This window comes from Oleidesulfovibrio sp., from assembly GCF_047973035.1.
Classification (GTDB): Bacteria; Desulfobacterota; Desulfovibrionia; order Desulfovibrionales; family Desulfovibrionaceae; genus Oleidesulfovibrio.
Genome location: NZ_JBKEBF010000036.1, coordinates 59,073 through 81,348 on the forward strand (window position 1 = coordinate 59,073; position 22,276 = coordinate 81,348).

The following is a 22,276-nucleotide window of genomic DNA, read 5'->3' on the forward strand; positions in this document are numbered from 1 at the left end:
GTCCTGATACGGGCATAAAAAAAGGCCGGATAAACCGGCCTTGCATCTTGCTATTCTTTCGGGGGCTCTATCATCATTTTTCCGCCTTCGGGCTTCTGTCCTGAAGGGGGCATGATAAGCTGCTTCCCACCTTCCTTTTTCATCATTCCCTTCGGTGGCATGGTCATGCCTTCCGGTGGCATTTTCATGCCGGAAGCAGAGTCCATGCCTTCCATCCCTTTTCCGTCTTTGCCGTGACGATCGCGGAACATGTGCCATTCTTCATGGCTCATCTGTTTGTCATTGTTCGTGTCAATGGCGGCAAAAGCAGGCTCGCGCATTGATGGATAAGCAGCCGAGAATTCTTCCCAGTTGACTACTCCATCGCCGTTGGTGTCCATGCGGCCGAATTCCTCACCGGCGGCAAGGGGCCCCGCGCTGATTAATATAAAAGCGCTGGCAAGTAATAACCGTTTCATGTGTATATCCTCGTGTTTATCTGCTGAAAATGACATGGCCGGCTTAGAAGGGCGTACAGGTTGCCTTGCTTGAGCAACGTCTCCGGCGTGTTACATTGTTCCATGTTCTAGGTAGCGCAGGCAAAATCGTCAAGTCTGAGTTGCCGGATGTTCTGGAATAACACAAACAAGTTGCAGGAAAAAAGTGATAGGAAAAAGAAAAAGCCCCTACCGAAGTAGGGGCTGTATTCTCTGGCTCCCCGGGACGGACTTGAACCGCCAACCTAGTGATTAACAGTCACCCGCTCTGCCTATTGAGCCACCAGGGAGTATGTCGTTGAACGCTGTCTCGCTCAACGAGGGAGGTGTATATGTGGTATCTAATCAGGCGTCAAGCAAAAAAAGAAAAAGGTGAAAAAATATTTCGCATTGCCCGTCTGACGCTGAATGCATTTTGGGGGATTGCGGTATTACTATATTGATGCAGAGTGTCAGGAGGCTGGGGGGTTGGCGCCAGCGACAAAATGAGATGCAAGTGAATTGTGCTTGCAGGGGGGGGCAGGCACTATAAAGTCAGAAAGAGTAGCTTCGTGCCCTCTGGCCAATGTGGAAATGATGCGTGCTGGTTGCAGAAATATTTTGACGTAAGGCCGGACTGTTCGTGCGGGTGGGAAAGCGTAAAAAGAAAAAGCCCTTACCGAAGTAAGGGCTAAATTCTCTGGCTCCCCGGGACGGACTTGAACCGCCAACCTAGTGATTAACAGTCACCCGCTCTGCCTATTGAGCTACCAGGGAGTGTTGTAAGGACAACTCATGTCCGGCGAAGGGCAGTGATATAGAGAACCGGCGTATTCGTCAAGCAGAAAATGTCGCGAAATGAAAAAAATCTTAAAAAGCCATGAAGGGTCAGGGTTCCTTGACGAGTCGACTCAATTGGAATACCCATACCCGATTCAGCGTTAGCGACTAATAAAAGAGCATGGAGATATTTCCCTTGAGTAATCAAGATTCCTCAAACCGCAAAAAAATCAAGCTTCCCACCAAGTCCGAGCATTCTGCTTACTTTATGCCCATGCTTACGAGGCTTGATGAACGTGACGAACTGAACGAAGTCATTAAAGGCCGTGTCGCCAAGTCCTGTGACATGCTGGACGCCGGGGTAGAACTTTTCCCCAATCACTTTAATAAAGATACGGATCTGGCAGAAGTTCTGGCAGGTTATGAAGGCCTTGAGGCCGAAGAGCTGGAAAATCTCGAGCAGGAATTCAGCTGTGCCGGTCGTATCGTTTCCAGCCGCTCTTTTGGCAAGGTGGCTTTTTTTCACCTGCTGGATAAAAGTGGAAAAATGCAGTGCTATGCTTCCCGTGATACTCTCGGGCAGGAACAGTACAGCATTTTTAAGAAATTTGACATCGGCGACATCGTTGGAGTTACGGGTACGCTTTTCCGCACCAAAACCGGTGAATTGACTATTCAGTGCAGTGTGGTGCAACTGCTTACCAAATCTATCCGTCCGCTCCCCGAAAAATACCACGGACTCAAGGACGTCGAGACAAGATACCGCCAGCGCTACGTTGACCTTATCGTAACTCCCCGTACCCGCGAGATTTTCCGCAAACGCGGCCAGATTGTGCGTGAGTTCAGAGACTTTATGGAAGAGCACGGGTTCATGGAAGTGGAAACTCCCATGATGCAGCCGATTCCCGGCGGTGCTACCGCAAAGCCCTTCATTACACATCACAATGCGCTTGATATGCAGCTTTATATGCGTATTGCGCCGGAGCTGTACCTCAAGCGTCTGCTTGTAGGCGGCTTTGAAAAGGTGTTCGAAATCAACCGTAACTTCCGAAACGAAGGTATTTCCACGCAGCACAACCCGGAATTCACCATGTGTGAATTTTACTGGGCTTACGCGACCTTCGAAGATCTTATGGATCTGACGGAACAGTTGTTTGCCCGCATTGCAAAAAAAGTGTGCGGCGATACTGTCGTCACGTATCAGGGTGATGAAATTGACCTTGCACCCGGTAAGTGGACGCGACTTACTTTCCACGAATCTCTTGAAAAGATCGGCGGTCATTCCCCCGAGCTTTATAACGATTATGACAAGCTTGCCGCATATGTGCGCGAGCGTGGTGAAAAAGTGATGGAAGGTGAAAAGCTGGGCAAATTGCAGGCCAAGCTTTTTGACCTTGATGTAGAATATAAGCTTATTCAGCCTCACTTCATTTATCACTACCCGACTGATATTTCGCCGCTTTCCCGTCGGAATGATAAAAAACCCGACGTTACCGACCGTTTTGAACTGTTTATGACCGGTCGTGAAATGGCAAATGCTTTTTCCGAGCTGAATGACCCTGTGGATCAGCGTAAGCGCTTTGAAGATCAGGTAACGGAAAAAGAAGCCGGTGATGATGAAGCACACTTTATGGATGAAGACTACCTGCGAGCGCTTGAGTATGGTATGCCACCTGCTGCTGGGCAGGGGGTAGGCATTGACCGCCTTGTCATGCTGATGACCGACTCGGCTTCCATCCGCGAGGTTATTCTCTTCCCGCTGCTGAAGCTGGAAAGCTAGCAGGCTGCGTTCGCGTCGCCTCTATCAATTTTACGGAAGGATTATTCCACAGCATGCGTTTTGAGCTGTTTGTAGCGTTGCGCTATCTGTTTGCCCGTCGCAGGCAGACATTTATCTCTGTCATCTCCATTATTTCGGTACTTGGGGTGGCGCTGGGCGTTGCGTCGCTGATAGTGGTTCTGGGGGTGATGAACGGCTTTACGGTAGATATCCGCGAAAAGATTCTGGGCGTGAACGCTCATGTAATCACGCTGGCTGCCGGAGGCGGTGTTTCCGATTATCCCCAGCTTATCAAAAAGCTTGATGGCATACCGCAGGTGAAAGGGGCAACCCCCTTTATTTATTCCGAGGTTATGCTTTCCACTCGCTACGGGGTAAAAGGGGTTGTGCTTCGCGGTGTCGACCCTGCTACTGCTCCCAGTGTTCTGGGTATTGCTGATCGTATGGTCTCCGGCTCTTTGGCAGACCTTGAACGAGAAGGTTCTCCCGGTGTAGTGATAGGCAAAGAACTCGCAAAACGCCTTGGTATTATTGTAGGAAGCAGAGTTAACCTGCTTTCTCCTTCCGGCGAAAAAACAAGCGCGGGGTTTACCCCGCGCATTCTTGCTTTCAAAGTGGTGGGAATTTTTTCCACCGGTATGTTTGAATACGATTCCTCATTAGGATTCGTTTCGCTTGATTCTGCCCGCGAGTTACTCGGGATGCCTGAAGGAACGGTTTCCGGACTGGAAATTGTTGTGGATGATATCTACAGCGCCGACAAGGTTGCTACGCAAGTAACTGAAGCGCTGGGCGGGTATCCTTTCTATAGCCGTAACTGGATGGAAATGAATGCCAACCTGTTTGCAGCGCTCAAGCTGGAAAAGGTCGGCATGTCCATTATGCTTACCCTGATTGTGCTGGTAGGGTCTTTTTCCATTATTACTACATTGGTGATGCTGGTTATGGAAAAGTCCAGAGATATTGCCATTATGATGTCCATGGGCGCGACCAAAACAAATATCCGGCGCATTTTCATGCTGCAGGGAAGCATTATCGGGCTGGTGGGGACATCGCTTGGTTTTGTGCTGGGGATGGGTGTCTGCTGGTTGCTTAAGCGATACCAGTTTATCAAGCTGCCCCCCGGTGTGTACTCAATGGATCATCTGCCGGTACTTTTGCAGTGGCAGGATCTTGTGGCTATCGGAATCGGAGCTATGTTGCTATGCTTTCTGGCAACCATTTACCCCGCACGACAGGCTTCTTCTCTGGAACCTGCAGAGGCACTCCGGTACGAGTAATGGAAAAAAATATGTTTTTATATAACCTCAAGGGTGTTGGAAAAGAATATCAAGGCCCTGCAGAAAAGGTTATAATATTCAAAGAGTTGAGCATTGATGTCGCAGAAGGGGATTCCATTGCCGTTGTCGGAGCTTCCGGCTCCGGTAAATCCACCCTATTGCATCTCTTGGGAACCCTTGATAATCCTTCTTGGGGCACCGTATTATTCAGGGAGAAGAATATTGCGGATATGTCTGCGGGGCAGAAGGCGCTGATGCGCAGTAACGATGTTGGATTTGTTTTTCAGTTTCATCATCTGTTGCCGGAATTTAATACGCAGGAAAACGTGGCTATGCAGGCCATCATTGCCGGTGTGCCTCGTCACGTTGCTTTGAAAAAAGCAGCCGAAGCGATGGAGCTTGTCGGCATTTCCGGCAGGGCTCGCCACAAGGTGGGAACCCTGTCCGGCGGAGAGCGACAACGGGCCGCTATTGCCCGGGCTATACTTATGCGTCCTGCGGTGCTGCTGGCCGACGAACCTACGGGAAATCTCGATGAACGCACCGGTGACAGCGTAGGGAATCTGCTGCTGGAATTGAACAGGGAGTTGGGGATGACGCTTGTTGTGGTGACACACAACAGCTCCTTGGCTTCTCTCATGAATAGACGTCTAGAATTGAGAGCTGGAGAACTTTATGACCAGAATTGCTAGGCTGTGGCTTTATGCGGCCTCATGCCTGCTGGTTTGTCTGGGGGCCTTTCAGGCTAATGCCGCCACACCCGCGAACTTGCGTGTGCTTGTACTCCCTTTTGAAGTAAATGCTGAGCCTGACTTGGCCTATCTGGAAGACAGCCTGCCTGATCTGGTCATTGAACGACTGGTCGCGCAGGGCTTTTCTGTTGTTCCCCGTGAAGAAGTACAAAAGCTGCTGGCAGAGCAGGGTCTGAAGACTCTTGATCTTGCTTCTGTGCGTGACTTGTCGCTGCTGGCCCGTGCAAACTATGCACTTTACGGTAGCTTTACGCAGCTTGGTGAAAGCATCAGCCTTGACGCCCGCCTTGTTGAGGCTTTGGGCGTTCAGCCTGCAAAGCCTTTGTTTATCCAGAAAGAAGGCCTCATCAATATTCTTCCCGCTGTGGATGAAATGGCGCAGCGCGTAGCTGCCAATCTGCTGAAGCAGGACTCCATTGCTGAAGTGGAAGTCCGCGGAACTAAAGTTCTTGATGCCGACGTTGTGCTTATGCGCCTTAGTTCCCGTAAGGGAGATAAGCTTGATCCTAAAATGATCAACCGCGAAATTAAGCGCATTTACGACCTCGGCTATTTCAGCGACGTTAAAGCCACGGCAGAGCAGACCTCAGACGGGCTTAAACTTATTTATACCGTACAGGAAAAGCCGCGGATCGAAGCGATTACGGTAGAAGGTTCCGATGCGGTTGATACCGATGAAATTTTCAGCGTCATGAGTACGAAGACCGGCTCGGTCATGAACGAAAAGCTTATGTCGCAGGATATTATTAAAGTGACTGACCTGTACCGCCAGAAGGGGTACTATCTTGCAGAAGTTTCGCATCGGGTTGTGGAAGGCACGAAAGGGGCTGCCAGCCTTGTGCTTTCTGTGAACGAAGGCCAGAAGCTCTACATCAAGGAAGTACGCATTGTCGGTGCGGAGCAGATTGATGAAAGTGATATTCTGGACGAACTTGCTCTGCGTCCGCGCAACATGATTTCGTGGATTACCGGTACAGGCGTGTTGCGTGAAGAGTATCTTGAGCGTGATGGTGCCGCAATCGGCGCTTATTACCTGAACCGTGGTTTTATGGATGTCCGCGTGTCTGATGCGGATGTCGTTTACGAAGAAGACGGTATTATTGTTGCCTTTGCCGTTAAAGAAGGCACCCGTTATAAAGTTGGTAAAGTGGAATTCCGTGGCGATCTTATCGATACCGATGAAAAGCTCTTTTCACTTACAAAGATGGATGAGTTCGCAAACGGCGAAGGGTTCTTCAACTACGAAGAACTGCAGAACGATACCAAGAAGCTTACTCAGTACTATAACGACTACGGCTATGCTTTTGCCGACAGTAACTTCCGTACAGAGCGTCGTGACGGCGATATCGTAGACATCACGTATGTTATCAATAAAAAACAGAAAGTGTATGTCCGCCGTGTGGAAGTGGAAGGAAACAAGCATACCAGAGACAATGTTATCCGCCGTGAAATGCGTTTGACTGACGGAGACCTGTACAGCGGCAGCAAGTTGCGCCGCAGTAACCAGCGTCTTAATAACCTTGGTTACTTTGCGCAGGCTGATATTGAAATGATTCCCACTTCCAATCCTGAAGAAGTGGATCTGAAAGTTAAGGTAAAAGAGAAAAATACCGGACAGATTGCTGCTGGTGTGGCGTATTCTACGTACTCCAGCTTTGGTATCGGCGGCTCAATCAGCGAAGCCAACCTGTTTGGTAAAGGCTACCGAGCTGCTCTTACTGCTACGTTCAGTGGTCGTGATAACGAGTTTGATTTTACCTTTATCAACCCTCACTACAACGACACCAAGCTGCAGGTAGGCGTGAACGCGTATCTGCGTGACAGCGACATGGACGACTACGACAAGTCGACCATCGGTGGCGTGCTGAGCTTTGCTTACCCGCTGGGTGAATACACTCGTGCCAGCTGGTATTACCGTCTTGACCAGTACAAGTACTCTAACGTTGATGATGACGCTGCAAAGACTATCCGTGACTATGAAGGAACCAACCTCGCCAGTGTCACCGGATTTGCCATCAGCCGCGATACCATCGACAACCGTATGCGTCCGACAGGTGGTACGTATGTAAAGGGTGCTATCGATTATGGCGGAGGCATGCTGCAGGGTACGGACCACTTTATCAGGCTCTTCGGTGATGCACGCTACTTCCAGAAGCTTACCAATGACCACGTAATCCATTTGCGTGTACGTGGCGCAACCTTGTTCGAGAACGACAGCAGCGAAGAGATTCCTGTGCACGAAAGGATTTACCTTGGTGGCATCAACTCTATTCGTGGCTACGACAGGCGGGATATTTCGCCTAAAGACCCCGAAAGCGACGACAGCATAGGCGGTACTCGCGCGGCATACGCAAACCTCGAATACATCTGGTACTTCGATGATGAAATGGGCATCTACTTTATTCCCTTCTTCGACTCCGGTTTCGTTATCGATCCGGAACAGGGACAGGAGTGGGCAGATGAGATCAAGAGCAGTGTGGGTCTGGAAGTCCGCTGGCAATCTCCTCTTGGCAACCTGCGCTTTGCTTACGGCTATCCGCTTAACAAGGTGGACGGCAAGCGCAAGAGCGGCAAGTTCGAGTTTACCATGGGCCAGACCTTCTAATCTGAGCTGATAACAAAGGGGATGTCTTTATGGCATCCCCTTTTTTTGTTGTCTTTTGACTGGTGAGTTATCGCAGCTTTATACAGCGGGTTGCGATAAATGATACTATGCCGTATTGTCTGGCATCTTCAGAACAGTTCGGCAGCAGAAAGCTGCAGCCGTTTATGGATATCTCATAATGCCTATGTCTATAAGGTTATACCCCCGTCTGCTGTGGCAATGTCTTATCATAGCGGTTTTATTGGCGTGCATGCCTGTTCCTCAGGCGGATGCTGCTTCCCTTGATGCTTCGTTCAATACTGCGTGGCGTGAGTTTCATGCCCTTAGCAAAGATAAGCGTAAAGCCAAGTATCGTGAAAACTGGCTTCGTATAGAACAGAAATTTGTGGACGTGTATAAACGCAGTCCGCGTAGTTCTTATGCTCCCAAAGCCTTGTTTTATGCCGGTAGAACACGCACTGAGTTAGGCGCACGTTCTTTCCTTTCTTCTGACTTTCGTAAAGCTGTCGATTACTACGGCAGACTTGCCAGTCATTTTCCATCCCATTCATGGACGGATGACGGATTGTACCAGGCTGCACTGGTCAACAAAGACCGCCTGAATGACCTTGCGGCTGCACGCCGTGACCTGAATGCCATTCTGCGGGACCATCAGCAGGGAGATATGTATTATAAAGCCCTTGCTCTGCATCGGTCACTTGACGGTAAGGGGACTGCCACAGCGCAGGCTTCCCCGAAACCTGTTCAAAAGGCTCCCGCTCCCAAGGTTTCCAAACCTGTTCAGGCCGAGCCTGTAAAAGCTTCACGTATCTTCAAAAGCAAGACCATAAGCAGCGGGCCGCCCGCTACCCTAGTTGATGTCCGTTACCAGTCCAGTGATGATTACACTCGTGTGGTTCTGGAATGCAGCAAAGAAGTTGCATATCGTTACCAGTTCCTTCCCGAAGATAGAAAAGCTGGAAAGCCTTACCGGCTGTATGTGGATATTGAGAACGCCACCCCCGGAAAGCTTGTTCGCAGCCATGAGACTGTTGCGGACGGCATCCTTAAAGAGGTTCGCACAGGCAGACCTCGCGATGGCGTAAGCCGCGTGGTTCTCGATTTCTCATCGGTGCGTAAATATAACGTATTTACATTGGATAACCCCTTTCGGGTTGTGATTGATGTGACTTCGCCTGATGACAAATCAGAAGACTCTGTACAGGTAGCACAGACCAAGCCCGAGCCGAAAGCTCCACCTAAGCCGTATCAGGTTCCCAGCGGAAGCAAAGGTCAGGTGAAAGATCTTGTAGAACAACTCGGGCTTACGCTGAACACCATTATGATTGATGCCGGACATGGCGGAAAAGATCCCGGAACCCAGCACAATGGTATCAGGGAACGCGAATACACATTGAAAATGGTGAAAATTATTGGCAGAAAGCTTGAGGCAAAAGGCTTTAATGTGCTGTATACACGTACAAAAGATGTTTTTGTGCCGCTGGAAGATCGCACTGCCATGGCCAATGTGAAAAAGGCAGATATGTTTTTATCTGTTCATATCAACGCCAATAACAGCTCAAAAATTCACGGGTTTGAAACGTACTATCTGAACCTTGCGCGTTCAGCCAGCGCGGTGCGGGTTGCCGCGCGTGAAAACGCTGTCAGTGAAAAACGTATCAGTGATCTGCAGTTTATTCTTACCGACCTTATGCTGAATTCGAAAATGCAGGAGTCGAAGGATCTTGCTGAGTTGATCCAGAAAAATGTCATAGGCACGGTAAAGAAAAAATACGGATATTCCACCCGTGACAATGGTGTACGATCAGCTCCGTTTTATGTATTAATGGGGGCTAAAATGCCCTCGGTGCTTGTAGAGCTCGGGTACTGCACCAATCCTTCAGAAGCAAGACGCCTTAAGTCAGAAAAATATCTGGAGAGAATGGCTGAGGGCATTGTGGACGGTGTGGTTGCATACAAAAAGAAAATTAACCGGTATGCCTCCATGTAGGTTTTGTGAATAGCTTGACGGTTGCACCCGCATGGAGCTATTCCACATAGTCCTTTATGCGAAATGTAGTACGGAAATTCTGAATGGGCCAATAACTATTTGAATTTGTATTGTAAATGGAAAGACTCATAGGAGAGCTTTAATGCGTAAAATACTGCTCGCGCTTGTCGCACTTTCTCTTTTTGCCGCTGCACCTGCTCACGCTCAGCAGCCTCAGAAAATCGGCCTTATCAATCTGCAGAAGCTGATGCTGGAAAGCGCACCTGCTGCGGAAGCCAAAAAGAAAATGGAAGCAAATTTCTCCGCTGAAAAGAAAGAAATCGACAAGAAGTCTGAAGAGCTGAAGAAGATGTCCGAACAGCTTCGTCTTCAGTCTGCGGCACTTACTCCTGAAGCCCGCGAAGACAAGAAGGTCGATTTTGTTCGCATGAAGCGTGACCTTGAAGATCAGGCACGTACCTTTACCCGTAAGGTTCAGGCTGCTGATGCACAGATTCGTCAGGACATTCTTACCGTTATTGCAAAAGCTTGCTCCGAGTACGGAAAAAAACAGGGCTTTGCTGCCATTTTTGATGCCACTCATGCAGGTGTTGCCTATGCAGACCCCGCTTTGGATGTGACCAGCGAAGTGATGGTGGAAGTAAACCGCATCTGGCGCGCCGGTGCCAAAAAGTAGTAGACGGAGCACATGCTGAAAACCGTCATGAAAGTTTCGGATATTGCCAAAGCTCTCGGGCTTACTTTGAAAGGGCCTGACTGCGAAGTTTCGGGGATGAATACTCTAGAAGGCGCAGGACCTGAAGAGCTCAGCTTTCTGGCAAATCCGAAATACATCCCGATACTGGCTGGCACGCGTGCTGCGGCAGTCATTGTAAGTGAAGAGTTTGCGGATCAGGTTGAAACTGCTCTGATCAGTGCAAACCCGTACTTTGACTTTGGCAGGACCTTGCATTTGTTTGCCAAACCGCAGGGTAACTTTTCCGGTATCAGCGATATGGCATATATCCATCCGGAAGCTGAAGTTGCCGATGGCTGCACCGTGTACCCCAATGTGTACATAGGTGCCAGAGCCAAGGTTGGCAAAGGTTCAACCTTTTTCCCCGGTTGCTACATCGGGGAAGATTGCACCGTTGGTGAAAACTGCACTTTCTATCCCAATGTCACGCTGATGGCTGCTACTTCGGTGGGAGACGATTGTGTTTTCCACGCCGGAGTTGTTTTGGGAGCTGACGGTTTCGGTTTTGCCCGTACCGATTATGGAATCCAGAAAATCCCGCAGATAGGCAGGGTGGAAATTGGTAACGATGTGGAAATCGGTGCTAATACCGCCATTGACCGTGCTGTGCTCGGGGTTACTACCGTAGGCGATGGTACTAAAGTGGATAACCTTGTTCAGGTAGGCCACAACGTTACCATCGGCAACGATTGCCTGATAGTTTCTCAGGTAGGGATTTCCGGCAGTACACAGGTAGGCAACAGGGTGACCATGGCCGGACAGGTCGGGGTTGCAGGGCATATCTCCATTGGTGACGATGTTACCTTGGGACCCAAGGCCGGCGTTGCAAAAAGCATTGAAGCAGGCAAGACCATGGGCGGACAGCCCGCAGTCGAACGCGATGTGTTCATGCGCACGCTTACCGTGATGCCTAAATTGCCTGATATGTATAAGCGACTGAGAAAAATAGAAAAAGAGCTTGAGGCGCTGAAGGCTGACTCAAGTAAGGATAGCTGATGAACGATACGGCAAAAAGCATTCTTGATATCAGGCAGATTCTTGGTCTGCTTCCGCATAGATATCCTTTTCTGCTTGTAGACAGGGTGTTGGACTATACCCCCGGCGAGAGCATTATCGCCATGAAAAACGTCACCATGAACGAGCCTTTTTTTCAGGGCCACTTCCCTGAAGTGCCAGTTATGCCCGGTGTGCTGATTATGGAAGCACTGGCGCAGGCAGGTGGTATTCTAGTGGTGAAAAGCACCGACACCAGCGTGGAAGGCAAGTTGTTCCTGTTTACAGGCATGGAAAAAGTGCGTTTCAGAAAGCCTGTTTACCCCGGCGACACGTTGGAGCTGCACTGCCGTCTGTTGCGCCACAAGCTTAAGCTGTGGAAAATGGAAGGCAAGGCCTATGTTGATGGAAAGCTTGCTGCAGAGGCGGAAATGACCGCTGCCGTGATGAATAAGGAGGATATGTAGCGTGGCTACAAATATCCATCCTTCTGCTTTTGTAGACGAAAAAGCACAACTTGGTTCCGATGTCGTTATCGGCCCCTGTGCGGTTGTGGAAGCAAACACCATCATCGGCGACCGTTGCCGTATTGATGCTTTTGCCTCTGTAAAAGAGTTTACCCGTATGGGCTGTGACAACCATATATACTCTTATGCTGCCGTAGGCGGCGAGCCGCAGGACCTGAAGTTTGCCGGTGAAGAGTCTTGGCTTGTGCTGGGCGACCGTAACCGTGTGCGCGAATTTGCCACGCTTAACCGCGGTACTGAAGGCGGCGGCGGTAAAACGGTTATAGGTGATGATAACCTGCTTATGGCCTACACCCATGTGGCACACGATTGCCATGTCAAGAACGGCGTTATCATGTCTAACGGCGCTACGCTGGCCGGACATGTCACGGTTGAAGATCATGCCATTCTGGCCGGTCTTTCTGCTGTACATCAGTTTGTGCGCATCGGGCGTAATGCATTCGTGGGCGGTATGAGCGGGATTTCTCAGGATCTGCCTCCCTTTATGCTGGCCGTGGGCAACCGCGCCGGAGTACACGGCCCCAACCTTGTCGGCCTGCGCCGTATGAAGGCCTCCCGCGACCTGATTGCAGCTTTCAAAAGTGCCTACCGTCTGGTCTGGAACTCCGATACTCCCCGAAAGGAAGCGTTGGAACAGCTAGAATACGAGTACGGCATGTTCCCTGAACTCATTGACTTTGTGGAATTTATCCGAGCCAGTGAGCGGGGGATTCTGTCCGTGGAATAATCACGGCCGGTTACTGAACTCAAAAGGGGAAAGCGGGCGTGGCCTTCTTTCCCCTTTTTTATGCCTTAACGAGCCGGACTATATTGCTCTATCTTTCCGGTTCCTTTAAAGACTTCCGGTGTTAACGACATTTAGATGCAGGATTATCCATGAGCCATGAACGTATAGGAATCATCGCAGGTAGCGGGCAATTTCCCTTGCTGGTAGCCCGTGCCGCCCGCCAGGAAGGACATGCTGTTGTCATGTGTGGTTTTTACGGTCACACAGATGAAGCCTTGCAAGCGGAAGTGGACGAATGGAAAATGCTGCATCTGGGGCAGCTTAACAAGCTGATCAATTATTTTCTGGATAACGGGGTAAAGCGTCTTTGCTTTGCCGGAGCCATCAGCAAACCGCGCGCCCTTGATTTGCGGCCGGACATGCGTGCGGCAACAGTTCTTTTCAAGCTGCGGTCGAAAGGCGATGACGTGCTGCTGCGCGCTGTTCTTGGCGAGCTGGAATCAGAAGGGCTTGCCATCGTGCAGGCTGCAGAGCTTGTGCCGGGGCTGCTCGGGCCGGAAGGGGTTTTGACAAAAACGCAGCCTTCAGAGGATGACTGGCAGGATTTACGCTACGGCTGGCCCATTGCCATGCAGATTGGCGCTATGGATATCGGCCAATGTGTCGTCGTTAAGCGCGGCATGGTGGTGGCGGTAGAGGGGCTGGAAGGCACTGATGCCACGTTGCGTCGCGGGGGCGACCTTGGCGGCGAAGGCTGCGTGGCATTGAAGATAGTCAAACCCGGACAGGATGAACGTATCGATCTGCCTGCCCTCGGGCTTGGCACTATCCGCACATTGCAGCAGGGCGGGTATTCCTGCCTTTGTTATCAGGCCGGTAAGGCGTTGTTTTTTGACAGAGAAGAAAGCATCTCTCTGGCAGATAGATATGGAATTTCCATTGTGGGAATAGGCCCCGCGTTGTCTGAAGAATTAACGGGCAACGCAGACAGAAAATTGTAACTCCGCCTTCGCTTAAGGAGACACGAAATGCGATTCGCCGGAAGAATGAATAGTGTGCACCGCTCGTACATTCGCGAGATTCTCAAAGTTACCGCACGTCCTGAAGTTATTTCTTTCGCCGGCGGCCTACCTAATCCCGCATCTTTTCCCGTGCAGCAGCTTGCAGAAGCAGCTGCGGAAGAAATGGCTCAGAGCGGTCCTCAGGCTTTGCAGTACAGCACCACTGAAGGCTATCTGCCGCTGCGCGAATGGATTGCCGACCGCTATGCAAAACAAGGCATGACTGTTTCTGCTGATGAGATTCTTATTACTGGCGGTTCGCAGCAGGCTCTGGATATTCTGGCAAAAGCCATGCTGGACGAAGGCGATACTGTGTTGATGGAACGCCCGGGCTACCTTGGTGCTATCCAGTGTTTCAGTATGTACGGAGTTAAATTTTCTCCGCTGGAGCTGGCTGCCGGTGGCGTAGATACCGATGCACTGGAAAAGGCCTTAGCCGAAGGTTCGCCAAAACTTTTTTACGCTGTACCCAGCTTTCAGAACCCTTCGGGTATCAGCTATGATGCTGAAACACGTCGCAGAACAGCCGAGTTGATTGCTGCTTCCGACTGCCTGCTGGTGGAAGACAACCCCTACGGCGAGTTACGCTTCATGGGGGAAAAACTGCCCCCCGTCAAAGCTTACATGAACGGAGCGCCTTCTGTGCTTCTGGGGTCATTTTCCAAAGTTGTTGCCCCAGGCCTGCGGTTAGGCTGGGTTTGCGCCCCTGCTGCGCTTATGGAAAAGCTGGTTACGGTTAAACAGGCATCCGACCTGCATACTCCGACATTTAACCAGAGAGTGTTGTACCGATATCTGACACAGAATGATGTTAACTCTCATATTGCATCTATCTGTGAACAATACGGGCGTCACCGTGATGTAATGGTTCAGGCCATACAGGAACATTTTCCGCAGCAGGTGCAGTATACAGAGCCTGAAGGCGGCATGTTCCTGTGGTGTACACTGCCCGAGGGCTGTGATTCGGAAGAGATTTTCAAACGCGCAATCGAACGTAATGTTGCGTTTGTACCCGGCAGACCGTTCTATGTGGATGGAACGACAAATACATTCCGGCTTAACTATTCCAATGCCAGCGAAGACACTATCCGTGAAGGTATCAGCAGGCTTGGCTCCTGCCTGAGAGAAGCTCTTTCGGAATAATTTGCATTCAGCGCAATTTATTATCGGGCTGTCTTCGGGCAGCCCTTTTTATTTGTATTGCCAGCATGATGCCCGCAGTGCCGGACCCAGGTGTTTTGTTTTTTGCCGCCTTTTCGGCAAGGCAGAGTGAAGCCGCTGCGGAATTAATCTGCCAGGAATCACAAAAAGTTTCGCAACCTGCAGATAATTGTATGTCAGGAATGGACGCGATGCTCAGTCCGCGTTATCCTTGACAGGACTACAACAGTGTAAAACAGAAGGAACAGATATATGAGCGAACATGATTTCGTTTGGGACGCGGTTCAGCGTGTCCGTACCGGCGGTCCGCTGGTGCACAACATCACTAATTACGTTGTAATGAATAATACGGCCAATGCGCTGCTTGCAGCGGGGGCTTCTCCCATTATGGCCCATGCCCGCGAAGAGGTAGAAGAACTGGCAGGGCTGGTATCGGCTCTTGTTCTGAATATCGGTACGTTGAGCCTGCCGTGGATTGAAGCCATGTTTGTGGCAGGAAATGTTGCAGCGCAACGCGGAGTGCCCATTGTTGTTGACCCTGTGGGTGCCGGAGCATCCGTGTTGCGCACTGAAACCAGCATAAAGTTGCTTGCCGAACTGAAGCCTTCGATTCTGCGGGGCAATGCCTCTGAGATACTGGCAGTTGCCGGGGCTAAAGGCGCAACCAAAGGCGTGGACAGTACCCATAAAGCTTCGGATGCAGCGGACGCTGCCCGCGCTATCGCAACGCAATATGGTTGTACGGTTGTTGTCAGCGGGGTAGAGGATTTTGTCACCGACGGCAAACGGGAAGCCCTCATCTTCGGTGGTCACGATATAATGCCGAAAGTAACCGGGATGGGCTGCACTGCCTCTGCCATTGTCGGTGCTCATGCTGCGGTAGCGGATTATCCTTTCGAGGGTGCTGTGGCTGGTATGGCCGTAATGGCGGTAGCCGGGACAATCGCTGCCCGCAAGGCAAAAGGTCCGGGCAGTTTTCAGGTAAACTTCATTGATGCGTTGTATGGTATGCAGCCGCTTGATGTGGAAGCAGGCGTTAAGGTTGAATGGAAATGAGGCAGCAACCCGATTATTCAGTGTATCTGGTAACGGATCGGGGGTTATGCGCTTCCGGTCCGCTGGATGAAGTAGTGCTTCGTGCTGTTTCCGGCGGCGCGAGCATTGTCCAGCTGCGTGAAAAGGACACGGATACCCGTGGATTTGTGGAATTCGCCCGTGCGTTGAAAGCCCGTCTTTCTTTGACGGGTGTACCGTTGCTTATTAACGACAGGGTTGATGTGGCACTTGCCTGCGGAGCGGACGGTGTACATGTGGGACAAAGTGATATGCTTGTGCCGGATGTGCGCGGTATAATGGGACGGGATGCCATCATCGGTCTTTCCGTGGAATCCCTGACGCATGTGGCAGAGGCCGAAGAATACGGCGTTGACTACATGGGCGTAAGTCCGGTTTTTGAAACACCTACTAAAACGGACACTTCTTTTCCATGGGGGCTGGAAGGGCTGCGGGTGTTGCGTACGCGCACCCTCTGCCCGCTGGTAGCCATCGGCGGAATAGATGAGCATAACGCCGCCGATGTGTTTGAGGCAGGTGCCGATGGTGTGGCTGTGGTGTCTGCCATATGTGCCAGTGACGACCCTAAAAGTGCGGCTGCTGTTTTGCGCAGAATCGCTGTGGAGCATCGCCTGCAGCGGTAAAAAGTTGCCTAAGGGGGATGTGGTCCGGCACAAAGAATAAGGAGGGTTGATGATTATTGCTGTTGCTGCCGATGGTGCGCAGATGAGTGCCAAAGTCGAACCTGTGTTCGGCAGAGCGGACTGGTATATTCTGGTTTCAGTGGAAGATATGCAGTTTGAAGCAATACAGAATCCTTTTCGTGATGAACGCGAAAAAGCCGGGAGAAAGGTCGCCGCTTTGTTGCACGAACGCGGAACACAGGCCGTACTGTGCGGCGACTGCGGGTCCAAGGCCAAACTTGCGCTTGCCGAAGCGGGCATCAGGGTTGGCATAGGCTTTGAGGGGCCTGTAAAAGCAGCAGTGGAAAAATTCCTGTCTCTTGATGATACTCTGCTAGGGTAGCTGGCATTCGTCCCGTAAGCAGGGGGCTACTTTCCGTCTTACTCCTTTTCAGCGTGGCCTTACAGAGGCAGCGAGGAAGTAGGCAGGTGTAACGTCTGCTTGCTTGTTATTTTTCAAACACAAAGAGCTCTTTGGCCACGCTCTCAGGTGCAATGCCGTATGCGGCCATTTCTTCGAGCACATGCTCCTGCATGGGGCCCGGGCCGCATAAGTAAAATGAAGCTGTCGTCGATTTGATATGGCGTTCCAGCATCTCGCGTGAAAAGTGGCCTTTTTCAAATCGGATTTGCGGCTTCTCTTCCTCTTCGTACAGGTCCGGCTTGTGCTCTCTGCTTAAGATGTGCACTACCGTAAGCTTCAGCTCCTTTGCCATCTCTTCCAGTTCTGCCGCGGCAAAAGCATTGGCATATGTTCTGTTGCACCAGAAAAGTACAATGTTGTTTGTGGCAGCCGTATTCCGGAAGTGGCGCAGAACGCTTAAAAACGGCGTGATGCCAACCCCGCCAGCCACAAAGACAATCTGTTCCTGCCCTTCAATATCGCGGCAGAAGGCCCCGTAGGGGCCGGCGCATTGAATAGGGATGCCGGCTTTAAGATGCGGGACGACTTTGTCGGTAAAGTGTCCTTTTCTTTTGATTGTCATGCGAAGCGTATCGCCGGGAGCGCCGGATATAGTGAACGGATGCGGATCACTCCAGCCTTCGTCTGTCATCACGCGAATGGTGGCAAACTGGCCGGGGCGGAATGCTTTGAAGCGTTCGGAATCCTCAGGCTTGAAGAATATAGTCGTGGTGTCACCGTTTTCCACAACCGTATCCACGATCATGCCGTTTTTTTGATTCATTTCTGCCATGGCGGCTCCGTATGCTTGAAAAAAAAGAGTTATCGTCCAGTTTGTATTGTGAACCAAGCCTTCTGGAGTGTCCAGTGTATAAGGAAGCGGGCCGGAGATTATATTTAGTTTATGAAAAAAATGTTGCTCTTGCGCGATGATGCGGTATTCTGCCTGCAATTATATAGTGAGCGGCTAGGCAAGGAGGAACTGCATGGCTACACACGATTCTCTGGCTGGCAACGTTCTGAAGTCAGTCAAAACCGGACTGGACAGTGTGGCAGATGGCGTTGTCCCGTGGTTTTACGCCAATATGCCAGATTATTATTTCAAAACTCACTCCACAGACGATCAGGTCCAGCACCTGCAGACCATCATTTCCGGACGTGTGACAACTGATAGTCATACGGTCAATCTGGTCGCCCCCGACCGAAAGACAATCACTTACATTGCTCCTAAAGGCAGCGAAGTGGCCCTGCTTGAAATTTTACAGGGGCACGTAGGCGACAGCATTGAAACAGCCCGTCTGTATTCCAGTTACGACGGGCAGTTGAAGCTGTGCACAATTCTATTATCGGAGCAGCCCAAGGCGCAGCAGGATTCAGCGGAATTTGCCGAAGCTGTCAATGTCTCCATTGCCGAAGGTCTTATCAGGGAAGACGAACGGGAAGATTATGTCGCTTTTCTGGCCGGGGCCAACAGCGACTATGTGCAGAAGTATGAACCTTCCCGCGCTGTACGGCACTACCGTACCATGCAGGAACTGACGGACAGCGAGGATACTTTTGTTTCGCTGGAGCAATGCTCGACGGATAAAGAATCGCGCATTGCCATTGCGATGATAAATCCGCCCAGCACCGGTTTGCTGTTGCAGGTGACGAAAATTCTGAACAGGGAAGGGCTTTCCATACGCAGAGCATATGGAGACTTATTTACTCTGACAAACGGAAAGACTTTTGCTGTACTCAGTTTTTATGTGCGCTATAAAAACGATCTTGTACTGCCGGATTCTGAACTCTGGCATAAACTGACCCGTAAACTGAATCTGGTAAAGTGGTTTGCTCCCCACGATCTTGAACGCTACGCGGATGAAGAAGGGTGGCCGCTTAAGCGGGTTATGCTGCTACAGGCAGCGTGTGAGTTTGCACATGTATTTCTGGTGAAGGATAACCTGTGGGCCTACACTGCCGATAACGTGGTGAACGTGGCGCTGGTCCGTCGCGATGAGATTGTGAAGCTTGTGGAGTACTTCGAGGCACGCTTTGATCCATCCCGCGGAAACAGGCAGAGCATGCTGGCCGAGCTGGAACAGATGATCGGCACCATGCTTGATGAGTGCGTTGAAGAAAATGAACGCCGGATTTTAAACATTATTTACGGTTTCTTCCGTAATACTCTGCGGACCAACTATTATCTGGATCAGATTTACGGTCTGTCGTTCCGCATCGACTCCGCATTTATGGTGGAATGCTCCGGTGGCTGCCCCAAGGAAGACCAGCCTTACGGGGTTTTCTTTTTTCACGGACCGTATGCGCAGGGATTCCATGTGCGATACCGCGATATGGCGCGCGGCGGTGTGCGTGTGGTTACAACGCGCACGCAGGAGCAGTTCGAACTGGAATCCAACCGGCTATACGATGAAGTCACAGCGTTGGCTCGTGCTCAGCACTACAAAAATAAGGATATCCCTGAAGGCGGCTCAAAGGCTGTTATGCTGCTTGGGCCGAGGGGCGACATCAATCTTGCCGTGTACAGCATGATCAATTCGTTGCTGGATATTATTCTGACCGGCGAAGATTCGCCCGCGCTTTCAAGCGTTGTGGATTATCTTGGCAAAGAGGAAATCATCTACCTCGGGCCGGACGAACACATTACGCCGGAACATATTGAGTGGACTATCAAACGTGCAAGGGAACGCGGGTATCGCTGGCCTTCTGCTTTCATGAGCTCCAAGCCCAAAGCGGGCATTAACCACAAAGAGTTTGGCGTTACCAGCCTCGGGGTAATGGTTTTTGCGGACGAGGTGTTGCGCAGCATGGGCATTGCTCCGGAACAGGAACGCTTTACCTGCAAGATTACCGGCGGACCTAAAGGCGACGTTGCCGGTAATGTAATGAAAATTCTGCACAGGGATTACGGTGAAAATGCACGGGTTGTGGCTATTACAGATGGCCATGGTGCGGCATATGATCCGGACGGACTTGCATGGGATGAGCTTTTCAGGCTTATCGAAATTCAAAAGTCCATAGATGCGTTCGACAGAACAAAGCTTACTGGAGAAGGGGCGTTTGTTGTCAGTGCCGACACTCCGGAAAATGCTCGTATCCGCAACACGCTGCATAACAAAGCCGTTGCCGATATATTCATTCCGTCCGGCGGCAGACCTGATACCATCAACATGAAGAACTGGCGTGACTTTTTTGATGAAAGCGGCACGCCTTCTGCCAGAGCGATCGTTGAGGGCGCAAACCTCTTTATTTCGCCGGATGCCCGTCAGAAGATAGCAGAAAAAGACGTGCTCATTGTGCATGGTTCTTCAGCGAACAAAACCGGTGTAATCTGCTCTTCGTATGAAATTCTGGGCGGTCTGGTCATGACCGAAGATGAGTTTATTGCGAATAAAAAAGATTACGTAGAGGGTGTTTTTGAAATTCTTCGAAAGCGGGCGCGTGATGAGGCCCGCCTGCTGCTGCGCGAGCGCAAAAAGTGCGATAACTGCAAGCCTCTGCATGAGATTTCTGTGGAATTGTCTACTGAGATAAACCGTGTTGCAGACGCATTGTACAGCAGCTTTGTTGTCGATCAGCCTGATATCGCGAATGATCCGTTATTGTGCGAATTGCTCCTGGAATATTGCCCCGCGGTTCTTGTGGAGCAGTATCGGGACAGGATCTTTACGCAGGTTCCGTTGCGGCACCAGTACTCTCTGATAAGCGCATATATTGCTTCGCGCATTGTATATCAGGAAGGCATGGGATGGCTGAATGAACTGGCGCATACGCGTGATGTCCGTCAGGTTATGCGTAATTACAGGCAGGCGGAGCATACCGTCAGTGATTACGTGGAAGCGCTGCGCAAGGCGACGGTTGCAGATGTGGACAGCATCGTGGAATTGATGGAATCAGGTGGCCGCCGTCTGCTTGTTATGCAGCAGCTTGGTCTTGTCTGATTTCGGTTGCTATAAGTATGGTTAAGAAAAGCGTCCGGCAATAACGTCTGACGCTTTTTTGCATTTTTGTGTATCTGCGGCAAAGCGGGGTGTGTTTTTTCTTGATTTTAGAAATAAATTCGCGAAGAATGTCCGGTCTGTCAGCAACGTATATTCCGTTGCTGTATTACCTGTTTTTCATCCTACGAGGTGAGTTATGAACAAGGACACTAAACCGCTGCAGAACCGCTATCGGCGGGAGTTTGTGGAAGTGATATGCCCGAAGTGTCGGCAGACTCAGATAATCGCCTTGCCTGAGGAGCCAATGCCCAAGTGCCCTGTATGCCGCAAGGACATGATCATCAAGGAAGTGTTGACCGAAGGCAAGTACTAGTGAGGAGAGGCCCGTTGGGGGCCGTACGGGAAAATTTTGGAGGTGTCCTGATGAAATTTGTAAAGGCGCTCGTTCTGCTTATGCTCGTGACTGTTATGGCGGTTCCGGCTTTCGCAGGCGACATCGAAGTGGCTAAAAAGTCCGTTATCAACGATATCCTGAAGCGTGGCGAGCTGCGTGTCGGTTTTGACGCCGGTTACCCACCCTTTGAGATGACTGACAAGTCCGGTAACTTTGTCGGCTTTGACATTGACCTTGCAAAAGAACTTGCCAAGGCAATGGGCGTTAAGTTTGTGCCTGTAAACACAGACTTTGACGGTATGATTCCTTCGCTGCTGTCCGACAAGTTTGATGTCATTATTTCCGGCATGACACTGACTCAGGAACGTAACCTGAAGATCGGTTTCTCCGATCCTTATCTGGTTATGGGACAGACCGTGCTGGTTTCTGCCAAGCATAAGGGTGCTGTAAAGTCCTACCGCGATCTGAATGATCCTAAATTCACTGTTGTTTCCCGTATGGGCACCACCGGTGAGGAAGCCACTAAAAAGCACCTGCCCAAGGCAACTTACAAGTCTTTTGACAAAGAAGTTGACTGCGCCATGGAAGTGGTGAACGGCCGTGCGGATGCCTTTGTTTACGACCGTCCTGTAAACGAAGTGTTCCAGTCCAAGCACGGCAAGGATAAAACCTTCCTGCTGGAAGAAGCTTTCACCTTCGAGCCTATGGCTATCGGTTATAAGCAGGGCGATCCTGATTTTGCCAACTTTATTAATCACTTTCTGCTCCAGCTGAAGAACGACGGCCGCTACCAGCGTATGGTAGACAAGTGGCTGATGTCCGACGCGTGGCAGAAACAGATTCAGTAATCACGGCGTAAGCCAACTGACGGGCCGGAGTGTGCGCACTCCGGCCCTGACATTCATTCCGTATTCCTGGTTCCCGGGAGGGCGGCGCTTTGCGTCGTCGCCCCCAG

19 protein-coding genes and 2 tRNA genes are annotated in these 22,276 nt (G+C 50.7%); 17 read left to right on the plus strand and 4 right to left on the minus strand.

From position 1 onward, the window contains the following. Nucleotides 1-50: 50 nt before the first annotated feature. From ACK5LI_RS12020 to ACK5LI_RS12030, 3 genes are all read right to left on the minus strand, one after another. Nucleotides 51-458, minus strand: a complete 408-nt coding sequence (locus ACK5LI_RS12020) for a calcium-binding protein (protein WP_416949628.1) — start codon at nucleotides 456-458, stop codon at nucleotides 51-53. A gap of 232 nt (nucleotides 459-690) precedes the next feature. After that, nucleotides 691-766 (minus strand) — tRNA-Asn (locus ACK5LI_RS12025). Between the two features lie 390 nt (nucleotides 767-1,156). Further along, nucleotides 1,157-1,232 (minus strand) — tRNA-Asn (locus ACK5LI_RS12030). 277 nt (nucleotides 1,233-1,509) lie between these two features. On the opposite strand from ACK5LI_RS12030, the gene lysS reads away from it, so the two are divergent. From lysS to ACK5LI_RS12100, 14 genes are all read left to right on the plus strand, one after another. Then, nucleotides 1,510-3,015 carry a lysine--tRNA ligase gene (lysS, locus tag ACK5LI_RS12035; RefSeq protein ID WP_416949719.1) on the plus strand — a complete coding sequence of 502 codons (1,506 nt, stop codon included), beginning with the start codon at nucleotides 1,510-1,512 and terminating at the stop codon, nucleotides 3,013-3,015. A 53-nt stretch (nucleotides 3,016-3,068) separates the two neighbouring features. After that, nucleotides 3,069-4,295 (plus strand): lipoprotein-releasing ABC transporter permease subunit, encoded by a 1,227-nt coding sequence (locus ACK5LI_RS12040; RefSeq protein ID WP_416949630.1) that lies wholly within the window; start codon nucleotides 3,069-3,071, stop codon nucleotides 4,293-4,295. Nucleotides 4,296-4,306: 11 nt separating this feature from the next. Further along, nucleotides 4,307-4,987 carry an ABC transporter ATP-binding protein gene (locus ACK5LI_RS12045; protein ID WP_416949632.1) on the plus strand — a complete coding sequence of 227 codons (681 nt, stop codon included), beginning with the start codon at nucleotides 4,307-4,309 and terminating at the stop codon, nucleotides 4,985-4,987. Further along, nucleotides 4,971-7,652, plus strand: coding sequence for an outer membrane protein assembly factor BamA (gene bamA, locus ACK5LI_RS12050; protein ID WP_416949634.1), 2,682 nt, complete (start codon nucleotides 4,971-4,973; stop codon nucleotides 7,650-7,652). The genes ACK5LI_RS12045 and bamA overlap by 17 nt, the downstream gene beginning before the upstream one ends. Nucleotides 7,653-7,836: 184 nt before the next feature. Further along, nucleotides 7,837-9,642 carry an N-acetylmuramoyl-L-alanine amidase gene (locus ACK5LI_RS12055; protein WP_416949636.1) on the plus strand — a complete coding sequence of 602 codons (1,806 nt, stop codon included), beginning with the start codon at nucleotides 7,837-7,839 and terminating at the stop codon, nucleotides 9,640-9,642. A 142-nt stretch (nucleotides 9,643-9,784) separates the two neighbouring features. Continuing rightward, complete coding sequence (locus tag ACK5LI_RS12060; protein ID WP_416949638.1) at nucleotides 9,785-10,318, plus strand: OmpH family outer membrane protein; 534 nt, start codon at nucleotides 9,785-9,787, stop codon at nucleotides 10,316-10,318. A 12-nt stretch (nucleotides 10,319-10,330) separates the two neighbouring features. Continuing rightward, a complete protein-coding gene (gene lpxD, locus ACK5LI_RS12065; protein ID WP_416949640.1) occupies nucleotides 10,331-11,374 on the plus strand; it encodes a UDP-3-O-(3-hydroxymyristoyl)glucosamine N-acyltransferase in 1,044 nt (347 codons plus the stop codon). Next, on the plus strand, nucleotides 11,374-11,838 hold the full coding sequence (fabZ, locus tag ACK5LI_RS12070) for a 3-hydroxyacyl-ACP dehydratase FabZ (protein ID WP_416949642.1): 465 nt from the start codon (nucleotides 11,374-11,376) through the stop codon (nucleotides 11,836-11,838). Before lpxD ends, fabZ begins: the two co-directional genes overlap by 1 nt. Before the next feature lies 1 nt (nucleotide 11,839). Beyond that, complete coding sequence (gene lpxA, locus ACK5LI_RS12075) at nucleotides 11,840-12,625, plus strand: acyl-ACP--UDP-N-acetylglucosamine O-acyltransferase (RefSeq protein ID WP_416949644.1); 786 nt, start codon at nucleotides 11,840-11,842, stop codon at nucleotides 12,623-12,625. A 149-nt stretch (nucleotides 12,626-12,774) separates the two neighbouring features. Next, nucleotides 12,775-13,626 (plus strand): LpxI family protein, encoded by an 852-nt coding sequence (locus ACK5LI_RS12080; RefSeq protein ID WP_416949646.1) that lies wholly within the window; start codon nucleotides 12,775-12,777, stop codon nucleotides 13,624-13,626. Nucleotides 13,627-13,653: 27 nt separating this feature from the next. After that, complete coding sequence (locus ACK5LI_RS12085) at nucleotides 13,654-14,829, plus strand: PLP-dependent aminotransferase family protein (protein ID WP_416949648.1); 1,176 nt, start codon at nucleotides 13,654-13,656, stop codon at nucleotides 14,827-14,829. A gap of 270 nt (nucleotides 14,830-15,099) precedes the next feature. Further along, entirely contained in the window at nucleotides 15,100-15,903 is an 804-nt protein-coding gene (gene thiM / locus ACK5LI_RS12090) for a hydroxyethylthiazole kinase (protein WP_416949650.1), read from the plus strand. Beyond that, complete coding sequence (thiE, locus tag ACK5LI_RS12095) at nucleotides 15,900-16,544, plus strand: thiamine phosphate synthase (protein WP_416949652.1); 645 nt, start codon at nucleotides 15,900-15,902, stop codon at nucleotides 16,542-16,544. Before thiM ends, thiE begins: the two co-directional genes overlap by 4 nt. Before the next feature lie 49 nt (nucleotides 16,545-16,593). Next, the gene (locus tag ACK5LI_RS12100; RefSeq protein WP_416949654.1) at nucleotides 16,594-16,926 is read left to right on the plus strand and encodes a NifB/NifX family molybdenum-iron cluster-binding protein; all 333 of its coding nucleotides are present in this window, start codon (nucleotides 16,594-16,596) and stop codon (nucleotides 16,924-16,926) included. Nucleotides 16,927-17,032: 106 nt separating this feature from the next. Here ACK5LI_RS12100 and ACK5LI_RS12105 read toward each other — a convergent pair whose 3' ends face one another. After that, complete coding sequence (locus ACK5LI_RS12105; protein ID WP_416949656.1) at nucleotides 17,033-17,779, minus strand: FAD/NAD-binding family oxidoreductase; 747 nt, start codon at nucleotides 17,777-17,779, stop codon at nucleotides 17,033-17,035. A 193-nt stretch (nucleotides 17,780-17,972) separates the two neighbouring features. On the opposite strand from ACK5LI_RS12105, the gene ACK5LI_RS12110 reads away from it, so the two are divergent. The 3 genes from ACK5LI_RS12110 (at nucleotide 17,973) to ACK5LI_RS12120 (ending at nucleotide 22,169) form a co-directional block, all read left to right on the plus strand. Next, entirely contained in the window at nucleotides 17,973-20,927 is a 2,955-nt protein-coding gene (locus ACK5LI_RS12110; protein ID WP_416949658.1) for an NAD-glutamate dehydrogenase domain-containing protein, read from the plus strand. Nucleotides 20,928-21,123: 196 nt separating this feature from the next. Then, complete coding sequence (locus ACK5LI_RS12115) at nucleotides 21,124-21,300, plus strand: hypothetical protein (RefSeq protein ID WP_416949661.1); 177 nt, start codon at nucleotides 21,124-21,126, stop codon at nucleotides 21,298-21,300. Between the two features lie 50 nt (nucleotides 21,301-21,350). Next, entirely contained in the window at nucleotides 21,351-22,169 is an 819-nt protein-coding gene (locus ACK5LI_RS12120) for a transporter substrate-binding domain-containing protein (protein WP_416949663.1), read from the plus strand. The last annotated feature ends 107 nt before the right edge of the window (nucleotides 22,170-22,276 follow it).

Excerpts from the sequence above, each read along its gene's own strand:
- ACK5LI_RS12110 (WP_416949658.1), top strand. The coding sequence starts at position 17,973 with ATGGCTACACACGATTCTCTGGCTGGCAACGTTCTGAAGTCAGTCAAA.
- bamA (WP_416949634.1), top strand. The coding sequence starts at position 4,971 with ATGACCAGAATTGCTAGGCTGTGGCTTTATGCGGCCTCATGCCTGCTG.
- ACK5LI_RS12060 (WP_416949638.1), top strand. The coding sequence starts at position 9,785 with ATGCGTAAAATACTGCTCGCGCTTGTCGCACTTTCTCTTTTTGCCGCT.
- fabZ (WP_416949642.1), top strand. The coding sequence starts at position 11,374 with ATGAACGATACGGCAAAAAGCATTCTTGATATCAGGCAGATTCTTGGT.
- ACK5LI_RS12020 (WP_416949628.1), bottom strand. The coding sequence starts at position 458 with ATGAAACGGTTATTACTTGCCAGCGCTTTTATATTAATCAGCGCGGGG.
- ACK5LI_RS12120 (WP_416949663.1), top strand. The coding sequence starts at position 21,351 with ATGAAATTTGTAAAGGCGCTCGTTCTGCTTATGCTCGTGACTGTTATG.
- thiM (WP_416949650.1), top strand. The coding sequence starts at position 15,100 with ATGAGCGAACATGATTTCGTTTGGGACGCGGTTCAGCGTGTCCGTACC.
- ACK5LI_RS12045 (WP_416949632.1), top strand. The coding sequence starts at position 4,307 with ATGTTTTTATATAACCTCAAGGGTGTTGGAAAAGAATATCAAGGCCCT.
- ACK5LI_RS12055 (WP_416949636.1), top strand. The coding sequence starts at position 7,837 with ATGTCTATAAGGTTATACCCCCGTCTGCTGTGGCAATGTCTTATCATA.
- ACK5LI_RS12100 (WP_416949654.1), top strand. The coding sequence starts at position 16,594 with ATGATTATTGCTGTTGCTGCCGATGGTGCGCAGATGAGTGCCAAAGTC.
- thiE (WP_416949652.1), top strand. The coding sequence starts at position 15,900 with ATGAGGCAGCAACCCGATTATTCAGTGTATCTGGTAACGGATCGGGGG.
- ACK5LI_RS12040 (WP_416949630.1), top strand. The coding sequence starts at position 3,069 with ATGCGTTTTGAGCTGTTTGTAGCGTTGCGCTATCTGTTTGCCCGTCGC.
- ACK5LI_RS12085 (WP_416949648.1), top strand. The coding sequence starts at position 13,654 with ATGCGATTCGCCGGAAGAATGAATAGTGTGCACCGCTCGTACATTCGC.
- lysS (WP_416949719.1), top strand. The coding sequence starts at position 1,510 with ATGCTTACGAGGCTTGATGAACGTGACGAACTGAACGAAGTCATTAAA.
- lpxD (WP_416949640.1), top strand. The coding sequence starts at position 10,331 with ATGCTGAAAACCGTCATGAAAGTTTCGGATATTGCCAAAGCTCTCGGG.
- ACK5LI_RS12115 (WP_416949661.1), top strand. The coding sequence starts at position 21,124 with ATGAACAAGGACACTAAACCGCTGCAGAACCGCTATCGGCGGGAGTTT.
- ACK5LI_RS12080 (WP_416949646.1), top strand. The coding sequence starts at position 12,775 with ATGAGCCATGAACGTATAGGAATCATCGCAGGTAGCGGGCAATTTCCC.
- ACK5LI_RS12105 (WP_416949656.1), bottom strand. The coding sequence starts at position 17,779 with ATGGCAGAAATGAATCAAAAAAACGGCATGATCGTGGATACGGTTGTG.